This window comes from Siminovitchia acidinfaciens (assembly GCF_003605385.1).
Classification (GTDB): Bacteria; Bacillota; Bacilli; order Bacillales; family Bacillaceae_C; genus Siminovitchia; species Siminovitchia acidinfaciens.
Genome location: NZ_QYTV02000006.1, coordinates 121999 through 137649, shown reverse-complemented (window position 1 = coordinate 137649; position 15651 = coordinate 121999). Strand labels below are relative to the sequence as shown.

The window sequence follows — 15651 nt, the reverse complement described above, 5'->3', positions numbered from 1 at the left end:
ATAATTGGAAATTTATTTTTCACCTGAAGTTATAACTCCCCATTTTCAACTGTTAAACGTTGTGGATGCAAAAGGGAAAGCGGTTGGGAACGTTGCATTCTTATTTGATGAAAAAAAATTATATGTTCATGGTTTATTGGAAGAAAAAGGTGTTGAAGCGGATTTCAAGGATTTGGTCACTCCTTACTTGAAAGGACTAGCCAAGGCAAAAGAGGGCATGGATATATTTTCTTGCCTTTATTCCGGCTGTGAAAAGATTGATATCAATGAGGAAGTAAAGGGAGGAAATGAATAAAAGTTCATTTGATTGGAAAAGGCCGATTTATGTTGTAGCTTAAATCAGGCCTATTTTCTTTTGATTGCGCTTAACCTATCAGGCGACATAATAAAAAACACTATTTTTAAAATTGAAATACATTTCCCCTGCCATATGCTAAACTTGAATAATAATAGAATTTTCTAATAGTAAATACAGGGGGAATCAAGGGTGAAAAATGTAAATCAAATGATCAAGGAACCTGGAATTTGGGCTGGATTGAATCGTCCGGGGATATCGTTGGAGAAGGCGGATGCCGTTGTTTTTGGCATTCCGTTTGATGGAGGGGTCAGTTTTCGGGCAGGCGCTAAAGAAGGGCCTCAAGCCATTCGCGAAATCACTTACACAATTGCTCCGACTACGGAAAGATGGGAAGACCTCTCGGATTTACAAATTCTTGATTTGGGTGACGTAGAAGGAAAAGACAGGGATGAATTGTTCCTTGAGGCCGAACAAGCAGCTTATTCCATTGTGAAATCTGGAAAATTGTTGACAATGATAGGTGGGGACCATTCTACAACCATACCGGTTTTACGTGGGATCGACAGAGCGTTGAATGAGCCATTTGGCATCCTTCATATTGATTCGCACTTTGATTTGTGCGATGAGATAGGAGGAGATCCATTGTCACATGGTTCAACGGAAAGACGGGCGTTGGAACTAAAAAACATAACAGATACAGAGAGCATTTTTTTCGTAGGTGTAAGGTCTGTTGAATCAGAGGAACTTCAGTTTATCAATAACAACAAGATGAATATCATTGGAGCGGCGGAAGTACGAAAAAAAGGCGTAGAAAATACCTTACATAAAATCAAAGAAAAAATGGGAAGGTTCAATAACATATACATTACCGTAGACATAGATGCGCTTGATCCTGCTTATGCACCAGGAACAGGCACACCGCAGTTCGGCGGCTTGGATAGCAGGGAGCTTCTTGATCTTCTGTATGGGCTGTTTGAACTGCCGGTTATCGGCTTTGATGTGGTGGAAGTTGCTCCAAAGCTTGACGATTCCCTTTTATCCGCCTTTGCAGCAAGAAAAATAATAACGGAATGCTGGGGCCACCATAACAGAAAAGAAAGAAATATCACTGGTACTTATCGTTGATATTATGCGGACCATGCAATTTTAAATGCATGGTCCTTCGTCTTTTATTGATGGGAACATTCAAAAAACATGTACAAGTTGCCCGGGGATTCTTTCTTCATAATATAGTTTAGGCTAAAGTTATGGAAGGAAGTGGCTGGATGTTGATTTCAAACTGTGAAGCGAAGAAACTTAAAAATATTTACTGTAAAGTAACTTGGCAAATCAAACAAAGCATTGCCCAGTATCCAGTCGCACAAAGCATTGAAGGGATACAAAGCAGGGATAACCTACTAACTTTTATCGCTTTGCAGAACCACAACCTTGACCAATGGGACCTTTGGCTAAAAGAATATGGGCTTGCCTCCTTTGCAGATGCGCGTGCTCATACATTATTTACAATAAAAAAGGTCTTAAGGCAATTAGGCATAAACTATGAATTCGATTCCTCTTTATCTGTTCCTTCCCCTTCTGAAGCGAGTATGATTTTACAATCACGGGCAAGCCGGGTTCTGGGAAATAGTACTGATCAACGAAAGGCAAAAATCATGGTGACCCTCGATGCTAAAATGGTCCATGATACACAGCTTCTGGAAGACTTTTTGGTAAATGGCATGGATATTGTTAGGATCAACTGTGCACATGGAGATTCGGAAATATGGAAAGAACTTATTTTGACGTTGCGCAATGCGGAAGTAAATTTGAAGGCGAAAGGCAAGTGGAAGGGTTCTACGTGCAAGATTTATATGGATTTGGGCGGTCCCAAGATAAGAATTGGGTCATTTAACCATAGCGAAAAGCTTTTGACAGTAAAAACACCTGTTGATTCGAATGGAAAATTTACAGGTACAATTGAAGGATTTGTCGATTCAGGAGCAGCAGAAACAACGGTTGATATCCACTCTTTTACAATCGCAGTCAAGGAGCAAAGTTCGCTTGAATTATTGAAGATAGGTGATAAATTGACTTTTTGGGACTTGAATAACCAAAAAAGGACGTTGCGGGTCATCGATATTCTCAGTAAGACTTGTATTAAGGTTCAATTAGACTATACAGCATTGATAGGGGCAAGCACAGTTTTTATTCATGAAAAAGGCATTTACCATATCCGCTCAATGCCGTATGGGCCCGTTGAAATCCGCTTGACAAAAGGGGATAAATTACGTCTTTACCTGGATGAAAAGCGGTTGGGCCATGCAGCATCAGATAATCAGATTGCGGGCGTACCAGTTACACTTAAAAAAGCTTTTCAAAATGTAAGACCGGCAGACCGAGTGTTCATTGATGATGGGAAAATCGCAGGCATTGTTCAGCGGGTGGGAAAGGAATACATTGATCTGATGATTCTTTCCCCAGTAGATGAATACGTAAATGTCAAAGAAGGCAAAGGTGTGAATCTGCCGGACTCGCTATTAAGTATTAGTGTCCCTGCCTTGACCGATAAAGATCTTATGGACCTTCCGTTTATCGCCAGCCACGCAGATATGGTGGGAATTTCCTTTGTTCATTCACCCAATGATCTTAAGATGCTTAGGACAAAATTAGAACAGCTGTCAGCCTCTCATTTGCCGGTTATCGCAAAAATTGAAACAAAGGATGCCATCCATCATTTGGGAAGAATTCTGATTGAAGGATTAAACTTCAATGGATTCGGCGTTATGATTGCAAGAGGGGACTTGGCCATAGAGGTTGGATATGAACAACTATCATCTGCACAGGAACAGATCTTTAATCTATGTTCTGCTGCACATATACCAGTCATTTGGGCGACAGGAGTGTTAGAGAGTTTGACCAAAAAAGGCATCCCGTCCCGGGCTGAAATTACGGATGCCGCCTATGGAGCTAAAGCAAATGCCATCATGTTAAACAAAGGGAAGTATGTTTCGGAGTCCATACAACTCCTCAATCACATTTTAACGGATGAATCCCCACCGTTCATGGAACGCAAAAGCCGAACAACCCTTTTTCCGCAATTAGGTTTATTTAAATTCAATAGTGCAAGCCCTTATAATTAACATTATCTTTTCAGGTCAAGGGAAAAAATTCCACTCTTTTCAAGTTTAAACTTCCTTGTCCCTTTTAATGAGGCACGATCATGATCAGCTATTTCCTGTAATTCCTAAATCGTGATACCACCAAAAAACAAGCCGCCTGAATAATCCCTGTTCGATATTAATATCTTACTACCTTCCGAGTTTAAATCCATGCCTTTTTTAAGAGCTTGACTCCAAGCGCGATTTCGTCACTAGAAAGATCGCTGAAGCCTAGTTTAATAATCGGGGCATTAGGATGATTTTTAATAAAGTAGGGTGCGGTCGGATATACTTTTACACCATAAGAAGAGGCACGTTGGATTAACGATTCTTCTGAATGGTTCAAGTGTATTTTGATTAATAAATATAATCCAGACTGCTCGCCAATGATAGAAATATTTTCGCCGAATCGCTTTCTTAATTCGGAAACTAAGTGGAGCATTTTTCTTTTATAAACAAGCCGCATCCGTTTTACGTGGCGATTCCATTCTCCCAATTCCATAAACTTTGCCATTGTTAGTTGACTGGAGAGCGATGTGGTACTCTCAAAATGAGCATAGTATTTTTTATAGCGAGTTAAAACCGGATCTGGCAACACCATATAAGATAAACGGATTCCAGGAAGAAATGACTTTGAGAAATTCCCTAAATAAATGACTCTTGCTGAATCAATCGATGCAAGGGCAGGAAATGGTTTTTGTGTATACCGAAATTCACTATCGTAATCGTCTTCGATAATATATCCACGCACCTTGTTTACCCAATGAATAAGCATTTGGCGTTGTTGAATAGACATGCTTACTCCGAGAGGACTTTGATGGGAAGGGGTTACATAAATTAACCGTGATTTCATTTGTTCTAATTGTGAAAGGTCAGCACCTGCTTCATAAACCGGCAAAGTTTCAAATAAAAAACGATGGAATTGAAAAGCTTCTCTTGCACCGTCGTAACCAGGATCTTCAACTATAATACTATCGAATTCATTCTTTAGTATATGGCCGAGGTATACAAGCATTTGTTGGGTGCTGCTTCCTATGACAATTGAATCAGGATTTGTTTTCACTCCGCGTGATTGAAATAAATATGTGGAAATTTGTTTACGCAGACACTCTTCCCCAAACGGATCTCCGTATTGAAAGCTACCTTGTAATGTTAATGCTTGATTAGCAAATCTCCTCCAAATTTTCAACGGGAAATTTGTTTGATCAACAGCATCTGTCCTGAAATTGACTATCCAACTTTCCTTGAACTCTGTTTGCTTTTTATTATGGAAATCTGCTGTTTCCTGATTAATTACAGGTTCTATCTCATTCGCAAAATAACCTTTCCGGCCCTCGCCACGAATATATCCTTCAGCAACAAGTTGTTCATATGCCATTAAAGTTGTATTACGACTTACATGTAAGGAATCTGCAAGTTGACGAATGGAAGGCAATCGCTCATTCGCCAAAATGTCTCCTTGTTCAATAAATGATTTGAACTTCTCGTAGATTTGCTTGTATTTAGGGGAGTTATCTTTAAATGTAAAAATAGTATTATTCAATTGCAATCCCTCTGACATGTATAATTATTTATTATTGTACCTTTTTCTATGTCAGTTTGTATAGTAGGCTATTAATTAATGAAAAATTAATAAAACGAATAAAGCTACTGCAGAAGGGAATCATCTAAATTCTCTTCAGTTGGAAGAAAAGAGTATGAAAATAAGGGAAATGAGGAGAAAACACATATGTATGTACCTAAACATTTTCAAATCGATGATGAAGAAATGATGTTTGACTTTATCGAAAAATTTAGTTTTGCCACTCTATTTTCTCAGCACAACGGAGAACCATACGCTACCCATCTTCCCCTTACATTAAATAAAGATGAGAGGGCTTTATATGGTCATTTTGCCCGTCCGAATCCGCAGTGGAAGGATATTCAAATTCAAACAGTCTTAAGCGTTTTCCATGGACCTCATTGTTATATCTCTCCTTCTTGGTATGAGACCAATAAAGCAGTGCCAACGTGGAACTATGTAACTGTTCATGTTTACGGCAAAGTTGAGCTGATCAAGGATGAACACGAGTTAATGGGTTCCTTGAATGATATGGTATTGAAGTATGAAGCTCCTGGTAGTTCATACAGACTACGGGATGTAGATGCTAAATTTCTCTCTGGTATGAACAAGGGCGTGCAAGGATTCAAAATAAAAATCAATAGGATGGAAGGAAAAGCAAAGGTGAGTCAAAACCATTCCTTACAAAGACAAGAGCTTATTATTAAACAGTTGGAACAGATTCCATCTTCAAATGAGCAACAAATTGCCTCTTTGATGAAAGCGAACCTTGTAAATAAAAAGTAGCCTTACTTTTATCAATCAAGGAGGAGCCCAATTCGATCATATTTCAATAGTATGACAAGGAGGCACACTTTTTGGAGTTTTCAACTATTTGGCTATTTGTAATTGGGGCTGCTACATTGTTAATAATACCTGGACCAGCTGTGTTTTATATTATGGCAAGGAGTATAGATCAAGGGAAGAGAGCGGGCCTGGTGTCAGTTCTTGGTGTATCTCTTGGTGGTTCTGTTCACGTTTTAGCTGGAGCAATTGGAGTATCTGCGATTCTTATGACATCAGCAACAGCTTTTAATATCGTTAAATACTTAGGCGCTGCTTATCTTATCTATCTGGGGTGTAGAACTTTATTTTCTTCTGATAGAACGACTACAGAAATTCCAAAAGCCCCTCGAAAAAAACTATTAAAGGTCTTTTACCAATCAGTGCTCGTAGAAATAATGAACCCTAAGACTGCACTTTTTTTTCTAGCCTTCTTTCCGCAATTCATATCACCTTCTGCTGGATCAGTCACAATGCAATTTTTGTTTTTAGGAGCAATATTTATTATTCTGGCTTTTATTAGTGATGGTCTGTATGCAGTTCTTGCAGCAGTTATTAGAAAGCGGATTCTCGGCAGTAAAGGGCGTTTAAAGCTACAGAATCGGATAACTGGTTATTTTTTTATTGTGTTAGGGGTATTTTCCGCCTTTGCGAGCTCTTCTAAAACATAAGAAAATCATGATGCAGTTTTTTGTGTTGGCTTCAAAACAAAACGAAATAATAAGGCAGCACAGCCTAAACATGGTATTTTTTCATTTTTACTTTACTGTAATCCAATTATGTAAACTTAATCGTGCTTTTTGTACTCATCAAGACAGCTTTTACAAATACAAACTTTTATTACTTGGTCGGCAGGCAGTAGTTCGAAAATTCCCTGCGGAAATGACTCTTTGCTGCACCAACAGATTCCCAAGTTTTTATCGAGTGTGTTGCAACAGTTGTTTCCTTTCCCGCAAAAGGGGCACTTTTCCTCCTTGCTTTGCATCAATTGATCACCTCCCAAACTTATCTTGCGCATTGCAGTAAGAACGTTGTTCACTTTCTAATCGGATTTTATTATAAGGGCTATATAATCATTTTGAAACAATATATAGCTTCATGCGTATATAAAAGATAAGGAGGGTGGGGCTGTGAAATATTTTTTGATTGGTATTCTTTTGTCTGTAGTTGCATTATGTATAACAGTCATTGGAATTGATAAAGTTGTCCTTGTTAATGGAGGAATTGGACTTTTTTTCCTTGCTTTATCCATGATTACATCGGGTTCTTTAGTAAGCGGTGATCGGATGAGAGCCAATTTCACCTCCGAAACGATGGAAGAAAGACATAAAAGAACCAGTGTAAGTATGAGGCTGGTTTTACTTGGTCTTCCTAATATAGTGGCAGCTGCCTGTTTCCTCTATTTTTTTTAAATAGCAGAGAAGCTTTCCAAAAAATCGGAGCCAGGCTATTTTCGCTCTGTTGTTTTTAACCAGATTGCCCCCACTGAAACAGCAGCTGCTAACAATACAAAGGGTATGCTGTAGCCATTGAAATGATCCACCAACAAACCGAATAGAGCAGGCGAGATAACGATAAAAAATTGATTTAACGTCAATGCAAAGCTGACAGTCAACGCAATAAAACTTTTGTCAGCTGCTTCTGCAACCATGACGATAAACAAGCTGTACCAACCAATTCCAAGAAATCCGAATGTGAAGCAAAACAGTCCGATCAGCCATAATGGAAGATAATTGCCAAGTAGCAGTATGCAAATAATAATTAGTGCAGTGGCCCAAATAGTCATTTGAAGAGGTTTGCTTCGGTTTCCATTGAAAATGTTGTCGCTGACCCAGGCAAGAATGATCCTCCCAAACATGCCTCCCAGTAGTGCCAAGCTTAAAAACGTTCCTGCCAAGCCTATGCTTAATTGTAAATGATCCCTTAGGTACCCCATCAAGTGAGCAACAATAATGAGTTGCACAGAGACCATTGTGATACCAACGAAAAACACAGGATACAAGTTGGTTTTGTTTTTTATACGGTCTATTTTTTCTATAAAGGTATATCGCTTTTTCTGTTGTTCATTCTTTGCTAGGTCCTTATAGACCAAGAGGAAAATCAGACCACCCGCGATGGCAATGCTTCCTTGCATCAGCACTGCTGCTGGCAGTCCCAATTCAAAGAAAATGAAAGGGAGGATTGCAGCGGCCAATGCTCCTCCAACAGGTATGCCCGTCTGCCTGATTCCCATTGCAAGCCCCCGATGTTTTCCGGGAAACCATTTAACGATCGCGCTACTGCCCCCAGGCTGGGCTGTTCCATACCAAATACCGACGAAAAATAAATTGGTCAATAACAAAGTATAATTATTGATTGAAAAAGCGAGTAATGTATTGAGTCCTAGAAGGATGGACCCCATTCCCACTACCCATTTTTCACCATATTTATCCATTAAATCTCCAAATAAAATCATGGAAAGAATCGGTCCTAAATTGACGACAGAGACAATTAAACCGGTTTCGAATTGCGTTAGTTCGTATGCTTGCTGATAAAAGGCTGCCATCGGACCCATACCGAAAATAACGAAAGAGGCGCAGGTCTGCGACAATGTGGCAACAATAAGAACGATCCATTGATAATATTTTCTGTTTCCTGCAATACCATTAACATCCATAGGAAAATCCTCTCAATAATATACTTCAATCTTTATCTTATATCTTTTTGTGATCAATCTTGAAGGGAAAAGATTATCAATAAATTATAAAGTATAGTTAGTCAAATTGCTTTTGGACCGAAATGGGTTGTTTCCTTGCATCTATCCTAGTATTATAATAACAGCATCGGATTTATTTGAAATGAGGGTTTTACTTTGAAAAAATCAATATACGGCTTGACGATAGATCAATTGACCGAATGGCTTGTAGAGCATGGACAAAAAAAGTTCCGCGCACAACAAGTGTGGGACTGGTTATATACAAAGAGGGTAGACAGTTTTTCTGAAATGAAAAATGTGAATAAAGACTGTCTGGAACTGCTGGATCAACACTTCGAAATACAGACGTTGAAGCAGGCGGTCCGGCAGGAGTCAGAGGATGGAACGATTAAGTTTTTGTTCGAACTGGAAGACGGTAACTTGATTGAGACAGTGTTAATGAACTTCCATTACGGACTTTCTGTTTGTGTGACGACCCAGGTCGGATGTAATATCGGCTGCAGCTTTTGTGCCAGCGGACTTTTGAAGAAAAGTCGCGACTTGAACAGCGGTGAGATTGTCGGGCAGATCATGAAGGTACAAAAGTTCCTTGACGAACGTGGCATGGATGAGCGCGTAAGCCATATCGTAGTCATGGGAATTGGTGAGCCATTTGACAACTACACAAACCTGATGAACTTCTTGCGTGTCGTCAATGATCCGAAAGGATTGGCTATCGGTGCAAGGCATATCACAGTATCGACAAGTGGTCTGGCTCATAAAATCTACGACTTTGCAGATGAGAATTTGCAGGTTAATCTGGCCTTATCTCTCCATGCGCCGAACGATGAACTGCGTACACAAATTATGAAAATCAACAAAGCATTTCCAATTGCAAAGCTAATGGAAGCACTTGATTATTATTTGGATAAAACAAATCGAAGAGTAACGATCGAATATATTTTATTGAAAGATGTCAACGATCATGAGAAGGAAGCTTTGGAATTGGCGAAGCTGCTTCAAAAACGAAAGCACCTTGCCTATGTGAATTTGATACCTTATAACCCTGTCGATGAACATGGACAGTACCAACGAAGCAAGCCGGAGTCCATTCGAGCATTCTTTGATACGTTGAAGAAAAAAGGCATCCATTGCGGCGTCCGAATGGAGCAGGGAACGGATATCGACGCTGCCTGCGGACAATTGAGAAGCAAACAAATCAAACAAAGAAAATCAGTAATATAACTGTCGGAAGAACGAATGATCAATGTGAGATCATTCGTTTTTTCATTAGTTGAGCGTACTATATTGCGCCTCTTAGTGGGTTAAATTTGTTAACGTATTGATATTTGTATTCTTGTTAAGAAGAGCATTCCATAATCCACCAATTTTTGACCGTTATTAAAAGTTGAAATTTTCATAATTGGGGTCATTTATAAATATTACTATTATAAGTGTGAAGAATGAAAATTTATTGTTTTAAATATGCGCGGAGCAGAGCATTGGTAATACGCAGTGCGAAATTGTTCCGCGCTGATAGCTTTGGAAGGACGTAGACTTTTAGTTAATAAAGGAGCAGACCTATGATTCTCTCTAAGTTTTTAGACGAACTTCCAATCCCCCCTGTTTTAAAACCTCTTCAGAAAAATGAATCATATACTTATTACGAAGTCAACATGACTGAAATTAAGCAATCACTTCACAGCGAGCTGAGTGAAACAACGGTTTGGGGGTACGAAGGCTGCTATCCAGGACCTACCATCGAAGTGGCAAGCGGAGAAATCGTATTTATCAAGTGGATGAACAATCTTCCAGACAGGCATTTGTTGCCTATCGACCATACTGTTCACGGTGCCCATATGGACGTGCCGGAAGTTCGAACGGTAGTCCACGTCCACGGGGCTTGTGTTGAATGGGAAAGCGATGGCTACCCAGAGGCATGGTTTACGAAAGGTTTCAAACAAGTTGGACGCTATTTTAGAAAACAAATATATCGATATGATAATTGCAATCACGCCTGCACACTCTGGTACCATGATCATGCCCTTGGAATTACCAGGCTCAATATATATGCCGGTTTAGCAGGTTTCTATCTTATAAGGGATCAACGTGAGCGTTCACTGAATTTACCTAGTGGGAAATATGAGGTCCCCCTTTTAATACAAGACAAAACGTTTAATAACGATGGTTCACTATATTATCCGAAGCAGCGGCCAAAACCAGTTTCTGGTTTAGAAACATCCATCGTTCCTGAATTTGTCGGAGAAACTATTCTTGTGAATGGTAAAGTTTATCCGTACTTAAAAGTGGAACCACGGAAATATCGATTTAGGCTGTTAAACGCATCCAACACCCGTTTTTTTAGAATTAAGCTTGATTCTGGACAACTTATGTATCAAATATCGACGGACAAAGGTTTCATGCAGCACCCTATAGGTATTAGACAAATTTTGTTAGCACCTGCGGAACGGGCAGATGTAATCATTGATTTTTCCAATCTTGAGGGTGAGAATATCACCATGACCAACGATGCACCTACGCCTTTTCCAAGCGGTAGTCCCCCAAATGATAACACGGGTACCGTAATGCAGTTTAGAGTGATTCTCTCCTTGTCCAGTGTGGATACGAGTGCTATCCCTGCTTATATGTTTCCTTTTCACAAATTAAATGAACGGTTAGCTTTAAAAGTTCGATATCTCACATTAAATGAGACTCGGGATAAATTTGGACGTGAATTAATGCTGCTGGATAATAAACAATGGGATGCCCCCATCTCTGAAAATCCAAAATTGGGATCGACCGAGATATGGTATTTGATTAATTTGACTAAAGATTCACATCCTATTCATCTTCACTTAATTGAATTCCAAATCCTCGACCGGAGAGATTTCGATATAGAAAGATATACTAAAGAGAAAATGCTCCATTATACAGGAGCAGCGGTTCCTCCAGAACCACAAGAACGTGGGTGGAAGGATACCGTTCGGGCCAATCCTAAACAAGTAACGCGAATCATCATGAGGTTTGGACCTTATACGGGGTTGTATGTATGGCATTGTCATATGTTAGAACATGAGGACTATGAAATGATGAGGCCGTATGTCGTTATCCGATGAAGACGGTTGCTGGCCAACACCTAATTTAATGAGGAGTGGCGTGAAGGAAATGCAGTCGCTCTCCTATTTCTAATGGCATTTACTCCGTGGTCTTGTTAAATTAATATTATCAAGTTACGGAGGGATGACTATGTTTGCTGCCGGCCGAAAAGAAATGCAGTTAATGGATCAATATACTATGGATGTCATAGGTCTGCCCGGCGTTGTTTTAATGGAAAATGCCGGAACAAAAATAGCAGAAGAGGTAATCGCAAGTTCGCCCTGTGAAAATCCTCGGATCATAGTACTAGCCGGAGCGGGAAATAATGGGGGTGATGGCTTTGTAATTGCCCGCAAACTTTATGATTCAGGTTACGATTGCGTTGTTTGCTTTATTGCCGATCCGAACAAAATGAAAGGTGATGCGAAAGTTCACTTCGATGTATATAATAAACGCGGATTGCCTATTTGGTATTTTCATAATAATTCTAGTCGGAAGCTCCATAATCTATTGAGTGAAGCCGATATAATTGTTGATGCTATGTTAGGGACAGGGGTGAATGGTCCGTTACGAGAACCTGTCAGTGAAATCATCTCATTTGTTAACCGGCTTAAAAGTAAAATAATCATGTCGGTGGACATACCATCAGGATTAAACAGCGATACAGGAAAGGCCGTTGGTATGGCAGTAAAGGCTTCAAAAACAGTTTCGTTTGTTTATCCCAAAAAAGGCTTCTTTTTGCTAGACGGTCCCAAATATATAGGTGAATGGAAGGCGGTAGACATTTCGGTACCTACTTCCATTGTAGAAAACCTGGATTTGCAAATGCCGAAGGTAATTACGGAACCACTTGTAAAAGATGTCATTCCGAAAAGGCCCATTGATGGACACAAAGGGACCTTTGGCCATGTTCTTGTATTGGGAGGCTCGCGCCCTTATGTTGGCGCACCTTTGTTCACAGCCAAAAGCTCGCTGCTATCCGGAGCAGGTCTTGTAACTTTGGCTGTCCCGGAAAGTATTTATCCAATGGCTGCATCGCAAATGCCCCAAGCTTTATTTTTCCCATTACCAGAGAAAAACGGCCAATTCTCTGAACATTCCTTAGACGAAATTTAAATCAAGCTTCAAGAGTTTGACGTAGTGGCAGTCGGCCCGGGCATGGGCAGATTTCCCGAGGGGGAAAAATGGCTGGAGAGATTGTTTTACTCCCTAACAGGCCAGCCGATCATAGTCGATGCCGATGCACTGTATCTCTCAAGAAATATTTTGGAAATGATAAGAACTTATAGCGGCGATGTAATATTCACTCCACATCCAGGAGAAATGGCTGGACTGTTGAACATGACCGTCAGTGAGGTGGAGTCTGACAGAATCGAAGTTGCGTCCTCTTTTGCAAAGAAATATGATATCTATTTATTATTGAAAGGCCACCGTTCGATCATTGCTTCACCTGATGGTGAAATTTTTATCAACCCGGCGGGCAATGATTCATTGGGGAAGGGGGGCAGCGGAGATGTCCTAACAGGATTGATTGCCTCATTTGTAGCACAGGGAGCCACCCCATTAAACGCAATGGTAGCAGGCACCTATTTGCATGCAAAAGCTGGAGAAGAAAAATCAAATTTATTATCTAATTATGGAGTGACTCCTCCTGATTTGATAGATGGGTTGAGAGAGCAGTTAAATATCATAATTTGAATGGATTCAGAAGCCGGCCCTTAGGAATTTCCTGGCGGCAATTTCCAAGTTGGACATATTAATTGGTAATTATATAGTATACAAATAAAATGAAATTATTTGAAGAGGTGGCACGGGGGTATGTTGGCAGCAATTTTTCACGGAATTTTTCTTGCATTCGGACTAATCATTCCATTAGGAGCTCAAAATGTTTTTGTTTTCAATCAAGGGGCAGTGCAAGCCCGCTTCAGGGGAGCAGTTCCCGTCGTTATAACGGCGGGCCTTTGCGACACACTTCTGATAGTTCTTGCGATTTTAGGAGTATCAGTCATTGTACTGACAATGCCTATATTGCAGGTAATATTGTTTGCGGTCGGTTTCTTATTTCTGCTTTATATGGGGTGGACTGTCTGGAACAGCAAACCGCCGGAAGCGAATAAAAACGAAAAGCCGTTGTCTCCGAAAAAGCAAATCATGTTCGCTTTATCTGTTTCCTTGCTTAATCCGCATGCCATCATAGATACGATCGGTGTCATCGGTACAAGTTCATTAAGCTACCAGGGAGCGGAAAAAGCAGCTTTTGGACTTTCAACAATATTAATTTCTTGGATGTGGTTTTTTGGGCTGGCTACAGCAGGGAAGATTGTCGGAAACATTGATACCGAAGGAAGATTGGTATACATAATTAATAAAATTTCCGCACTGATTATTTGGGGAGTTGCTATTTACATAGCTTATCTTCTTTTTAAAATGATATGATTTCCTTTGAAAAAATAATATAATAATAGAGTGCCGAAAATCCGGCGCTAAATTGACGAAAATTCGGCACATAATATTTGAATAAGAGTTTGATTGAAAAAGGAGATGCGATTTCCGTGCTACTGAATTTGACCGATACAAAAGATAAGGAAATTCTCCACTCAATTTTAAGTACGATAGATGAAGGAATCCATGCAGTTGATGCAAATGGTATAACTATGTTCTATAACCATGTAGCAGCAAAGCTCGATGGGGTGGAAGGAGACGAGGTCCTAGGGAAGCACGTGCTCGACGTTTTTCCATCTCTGACCGGGGATACAAGTACATTGCTAAAGGTTATCCATACGGGTGAACCAATCCATAACCAGCACCAGTCATACTATAATATACGCGGCATGTTGATAGATACGGTAAATACGACCTTGCCCATAAAAGTGGACGGAGAAATAGTCGGAGCCGTTGAAATTGCAAAAGATTTGACAAGGGTCAAACAGCTGTCGGAAAAGCTGCTTGATTTGCAGGCTAAGGTGGAACCGGCTAATAGTAAAAACAAGTCACCTAAAGGGGCATCCGGAGCAAATTATCAGATGATGGATATTATTACAAGCGACGCCTCTTTTAAAAAATTAAAAGAAAAAGCAATGAAGGTCGCTCAAACATCCTCTCCCATCTTGGTATACGGTGAAACAGGGACCGGCAAAGAGCTGTTTGTCCAAGCGATCCATAATGCTTCGCCCCGCAAGACCGAACCGTTCATTGCGCAAAACTGTGCTGCCATTCCATCGTCATTATTGGAAGGGATTCTGTTCGGAACTGTGAAAGGAAGCTATACAGGTGCTTCTGACCGTCCAGGTCTGTTTGAAATTGCAAACGGCGGAACGTTATTCCTTGATGAAATCAATTCCATGCCGCTTGATATTCAGGCAAAATTATTAAGGGTGCTTGAAAACGGACTCATTCGCAGGGTGGGAGGAACAAGAGAGAATGCAGTCAACGTAAGAATTATTGCGGCTATGAATGAACCTGCAGAAAAGTGTATCGAGGAAAAAACACTCCGTTCAGACCTGTATTATCGTTTGAATGTAGTCAGCTTGGACATCCCGCCGCTCAGGGAGAGAAGAGGGGATATCACGCGCCTCGCAGAGCATTTTGTTCGTAAATATAACTTCCAGTTCGGAAAACTAGTTACAAAAATAACCGAGGATGTATTGGACTTGTTCAATATTTATTCGTGGCCTGGTAACGTCAGGGAGCTGGAGCATGCCATTGAATCAGCCATGAATATCATGGATGGCCACGAAATTACAAAAGATCATATACCTCACCATATCGTTAATTACAAAAATGCCGGTGTGGAACACTTTGAGAGCACGTCTCTAAAGCCATTGAGAGACGCTTTGATGGAAACGGAGCGAAGCCTGATTTCTGAGGCATTAAGTAAAACGGGTGGAAATATCCAACAGGCTGCAAAATTATTGGACATCCCGCGACAAACACTGCAATATAAAATGACAAAATTAGCCGACAAGAACTAAACCGCCGAAAATTCGGCGGTTTTTTTGTACTTTGTCATACTATACGTTCTAAAAAATTCGGCTATTTTGGGGAAAGTCCTGTAATATCGGGG

13 protein-coding genes and 1 pseudogene are annotated in these 15651 nt (G+C 40.2%); 11 read left to right on the top strand and 3 right to left on the bottom strand.

Translation table 11 applies throughout. The annotated features are described in order from the left end of the window. Window positions 1-4 precede the first annotated feature (4 nt). The 3 genes from D4T97_RS14370 (at window position 5) to D4T97_RS14360 (ending at window position 3417) form a co-directional block, all read left to right on the top strand. Window positions 5-295 carry a hypothetical protein gene (locus D4T97_RS14370; protein WP_126051444.1) on the top strand — a complete coding sequence of 97 codons (291 nt, stop codon included), beginning with the start codon at window positions 5-7 and terminating at the stop codon, window positions 293-295. Window positions 296-487: 192 nt separating this feature from the next. Beyond that, the gene (gene speB, locus D4T97_RS14365) at window positions 488-1423 is read left to right on the top strand and encodes an agmatinase (protein WP_126051443.1); all 936 of its coding nucleotides are present in this window, start codon (window positions 488-490) and stop codon (window positions 1421-1423) included. Window positions 1424-1563: 140 nt separating this feature from the next. Next, window positions 1564-3417 carry a pyruvate kinase gene (locus D4T97_RS14360; RefSeq protein ID WP_164525583.1) on the top strand — a complete coding sequence of 618 codons (1854 nt, stop codon included), beginning with the start codon at window positions 1564-1566 and terminating at the stop codon, window positions 3415-3417. Window positions 3418-3598: 181 nt separating this feature from the next. On the opposite strand, the gene pdxR is transcribed toward D4T97_RS14360, so the two are convergent. Then, the gene (gene pdxR / locus D4T97_RS14355) at window positions 3599-4978 is read right to left on the bottom strand and encodes a MocR-like pyridoxine biosynthesis transcription factor PdxR (RefSeq protein ID WP_126051441.1); all 1380 of its coding nucleotides are present in this window, start codon (window positions 4976-4978) and stop codon (window positions 3599-3601) included. Between the two features lie 186 nt (window positions 4979-5164). On the opposite strand from pdxR, the gene D4T97_RS14350 reads away from it, so the two are divergent. Further along, entirely contained in the window at window positions 5165-5782 is a 618-nt protein-coding gene (locus D4T97_RS14350; protein WP_126051440.1) for an FMN-binding negative transcriptional regulator, read from the top strand. A 71-nt stretch (window positions 5783-5853) separates the two neighbouring features. Continuing rightward, complete coding sequence (locus D4T97_RS14345; protein WP_126051439.1) at window positions 5854-6489, top strand: LysE family translocator; 636 nt, start codon at window positions 5854-5856, stop codon at window positions 6487-6489. A 116-nt stretch (window positions 6490-6605) separates the two neighbouring features. Here the strand turns inward: D4T97_RS14345 and D4T97_RS14340 are convergent, their stop codons facing one another. Then, window positions 6606-6803, bottom strand: coding sequence for a cysteine-rich CWC family protein (locus D4T97_RS14340; RefSeq protein WP_126051521.1), 198 nt, complete (start codon window positions 6801-6803; stop codon window positions 6606-6608). A gap of 145 nt (window positions 6804-6948) precedes the next feature. On the opposite strand from D4T97_RS14340, the gene D4T97_RS14335 reads away from it, so the two are divergent. Continuing rightward, on the top strand, window positions 6949-7230 hold the full coding sequence (locus D4T97_RS14335) for a DUF5316 domain-containing protein (protein ID WP_126051438.1): 282 nt from the start codon (window positions 6949-6951) through the stop codon (window positions 7228-7230). A 35-nt stretch (window positions 7231-7265) separates the two neighbouring features. Here D4T97_RS14335 and D4T97_RS14330 read toward each other — a convergent pair whose 3' ends face one another. Beyond that, window positions 7266-8474 (bottom strand): MFS transporter, encoded by a 1209-nt coding sequence (locus D4T97_RS14330; protein ID WP_126051437.1) that lies wholly within the window; start codon window positions 8472-8474, stop codon window positions 7266-7268. Between the two features lie 195 nt (window positions 8475-8669). Between D4T97_RS14330 and rlmN the strand changes: the two genes are divergently transcribed. The 5 genes and pseudogenes from rlmN to D4T97_RS14300 all read left to right on the top strand — a co-directional run bounded on the left by rlmN (window position 8670) and on the right by D4T97_RS14300 (window position 15559). Continuing rightward, window positions 8670-9737 (top strand): 23S rRNA (adenine(2503)-C(2))-methyltransferase RlmN, encoded by a 1068-nt coding sequence (rlmN, locus tag D4T97_RS14325; protein ID WP_126051436.1) that lies wholly within the window; start codon window positions 8670-8672, stop codon window positions 9735-9737. A gap of 338 nt (window positions 9738-10075) precedes the next feature. Beyond that, the gene (locus D4T97_RS14320) at window positions 10076-11608 is read left to right on the top strand and encodes a multicopper oxidase family protein (RefSeq protein ID WP_126051435.1); all 1533 of its coding nucleotides are present in this window, start codon (window positions 10076-10078) and stop codon (window positions 11606-11608) included. A 124-nt stretch (window positions 11609-11732) separates the two neighbouring features. Then, a pseudogene (locus D4T97_RS20800) lies at window positions 11733-13286 on the top strand (NAD(P)H-hydrate dehydratase). 120 nt (window positions 13287-13406) lie between these two features. Further along, a complete protein-coding gene (locus D4T97_RS14305; RefSeq protein ID WP_126051432.1) occupies window positions 13407-14024 on the top strand; it encodes a LysE/ArgO family amino acid transporter in 618 nt (205 codons plus the stop codon). 122 nt (window positions 14025-14146) lie between these two features. After that, the gene (locus D4T97_RS14300) at window positions 14147-15559 is read left to right on the top strand and encodes a sigma-54 interaction domain-containing protein (RefSeq protein WP_126051520.1); all 1413 of its coding nucleotides are present in this window, start codon (window positions 14147-14149) and stop codon (window positions 15557-15559) included. Window positions 15560-15651 lie beyond the last annotated feature (92 nt).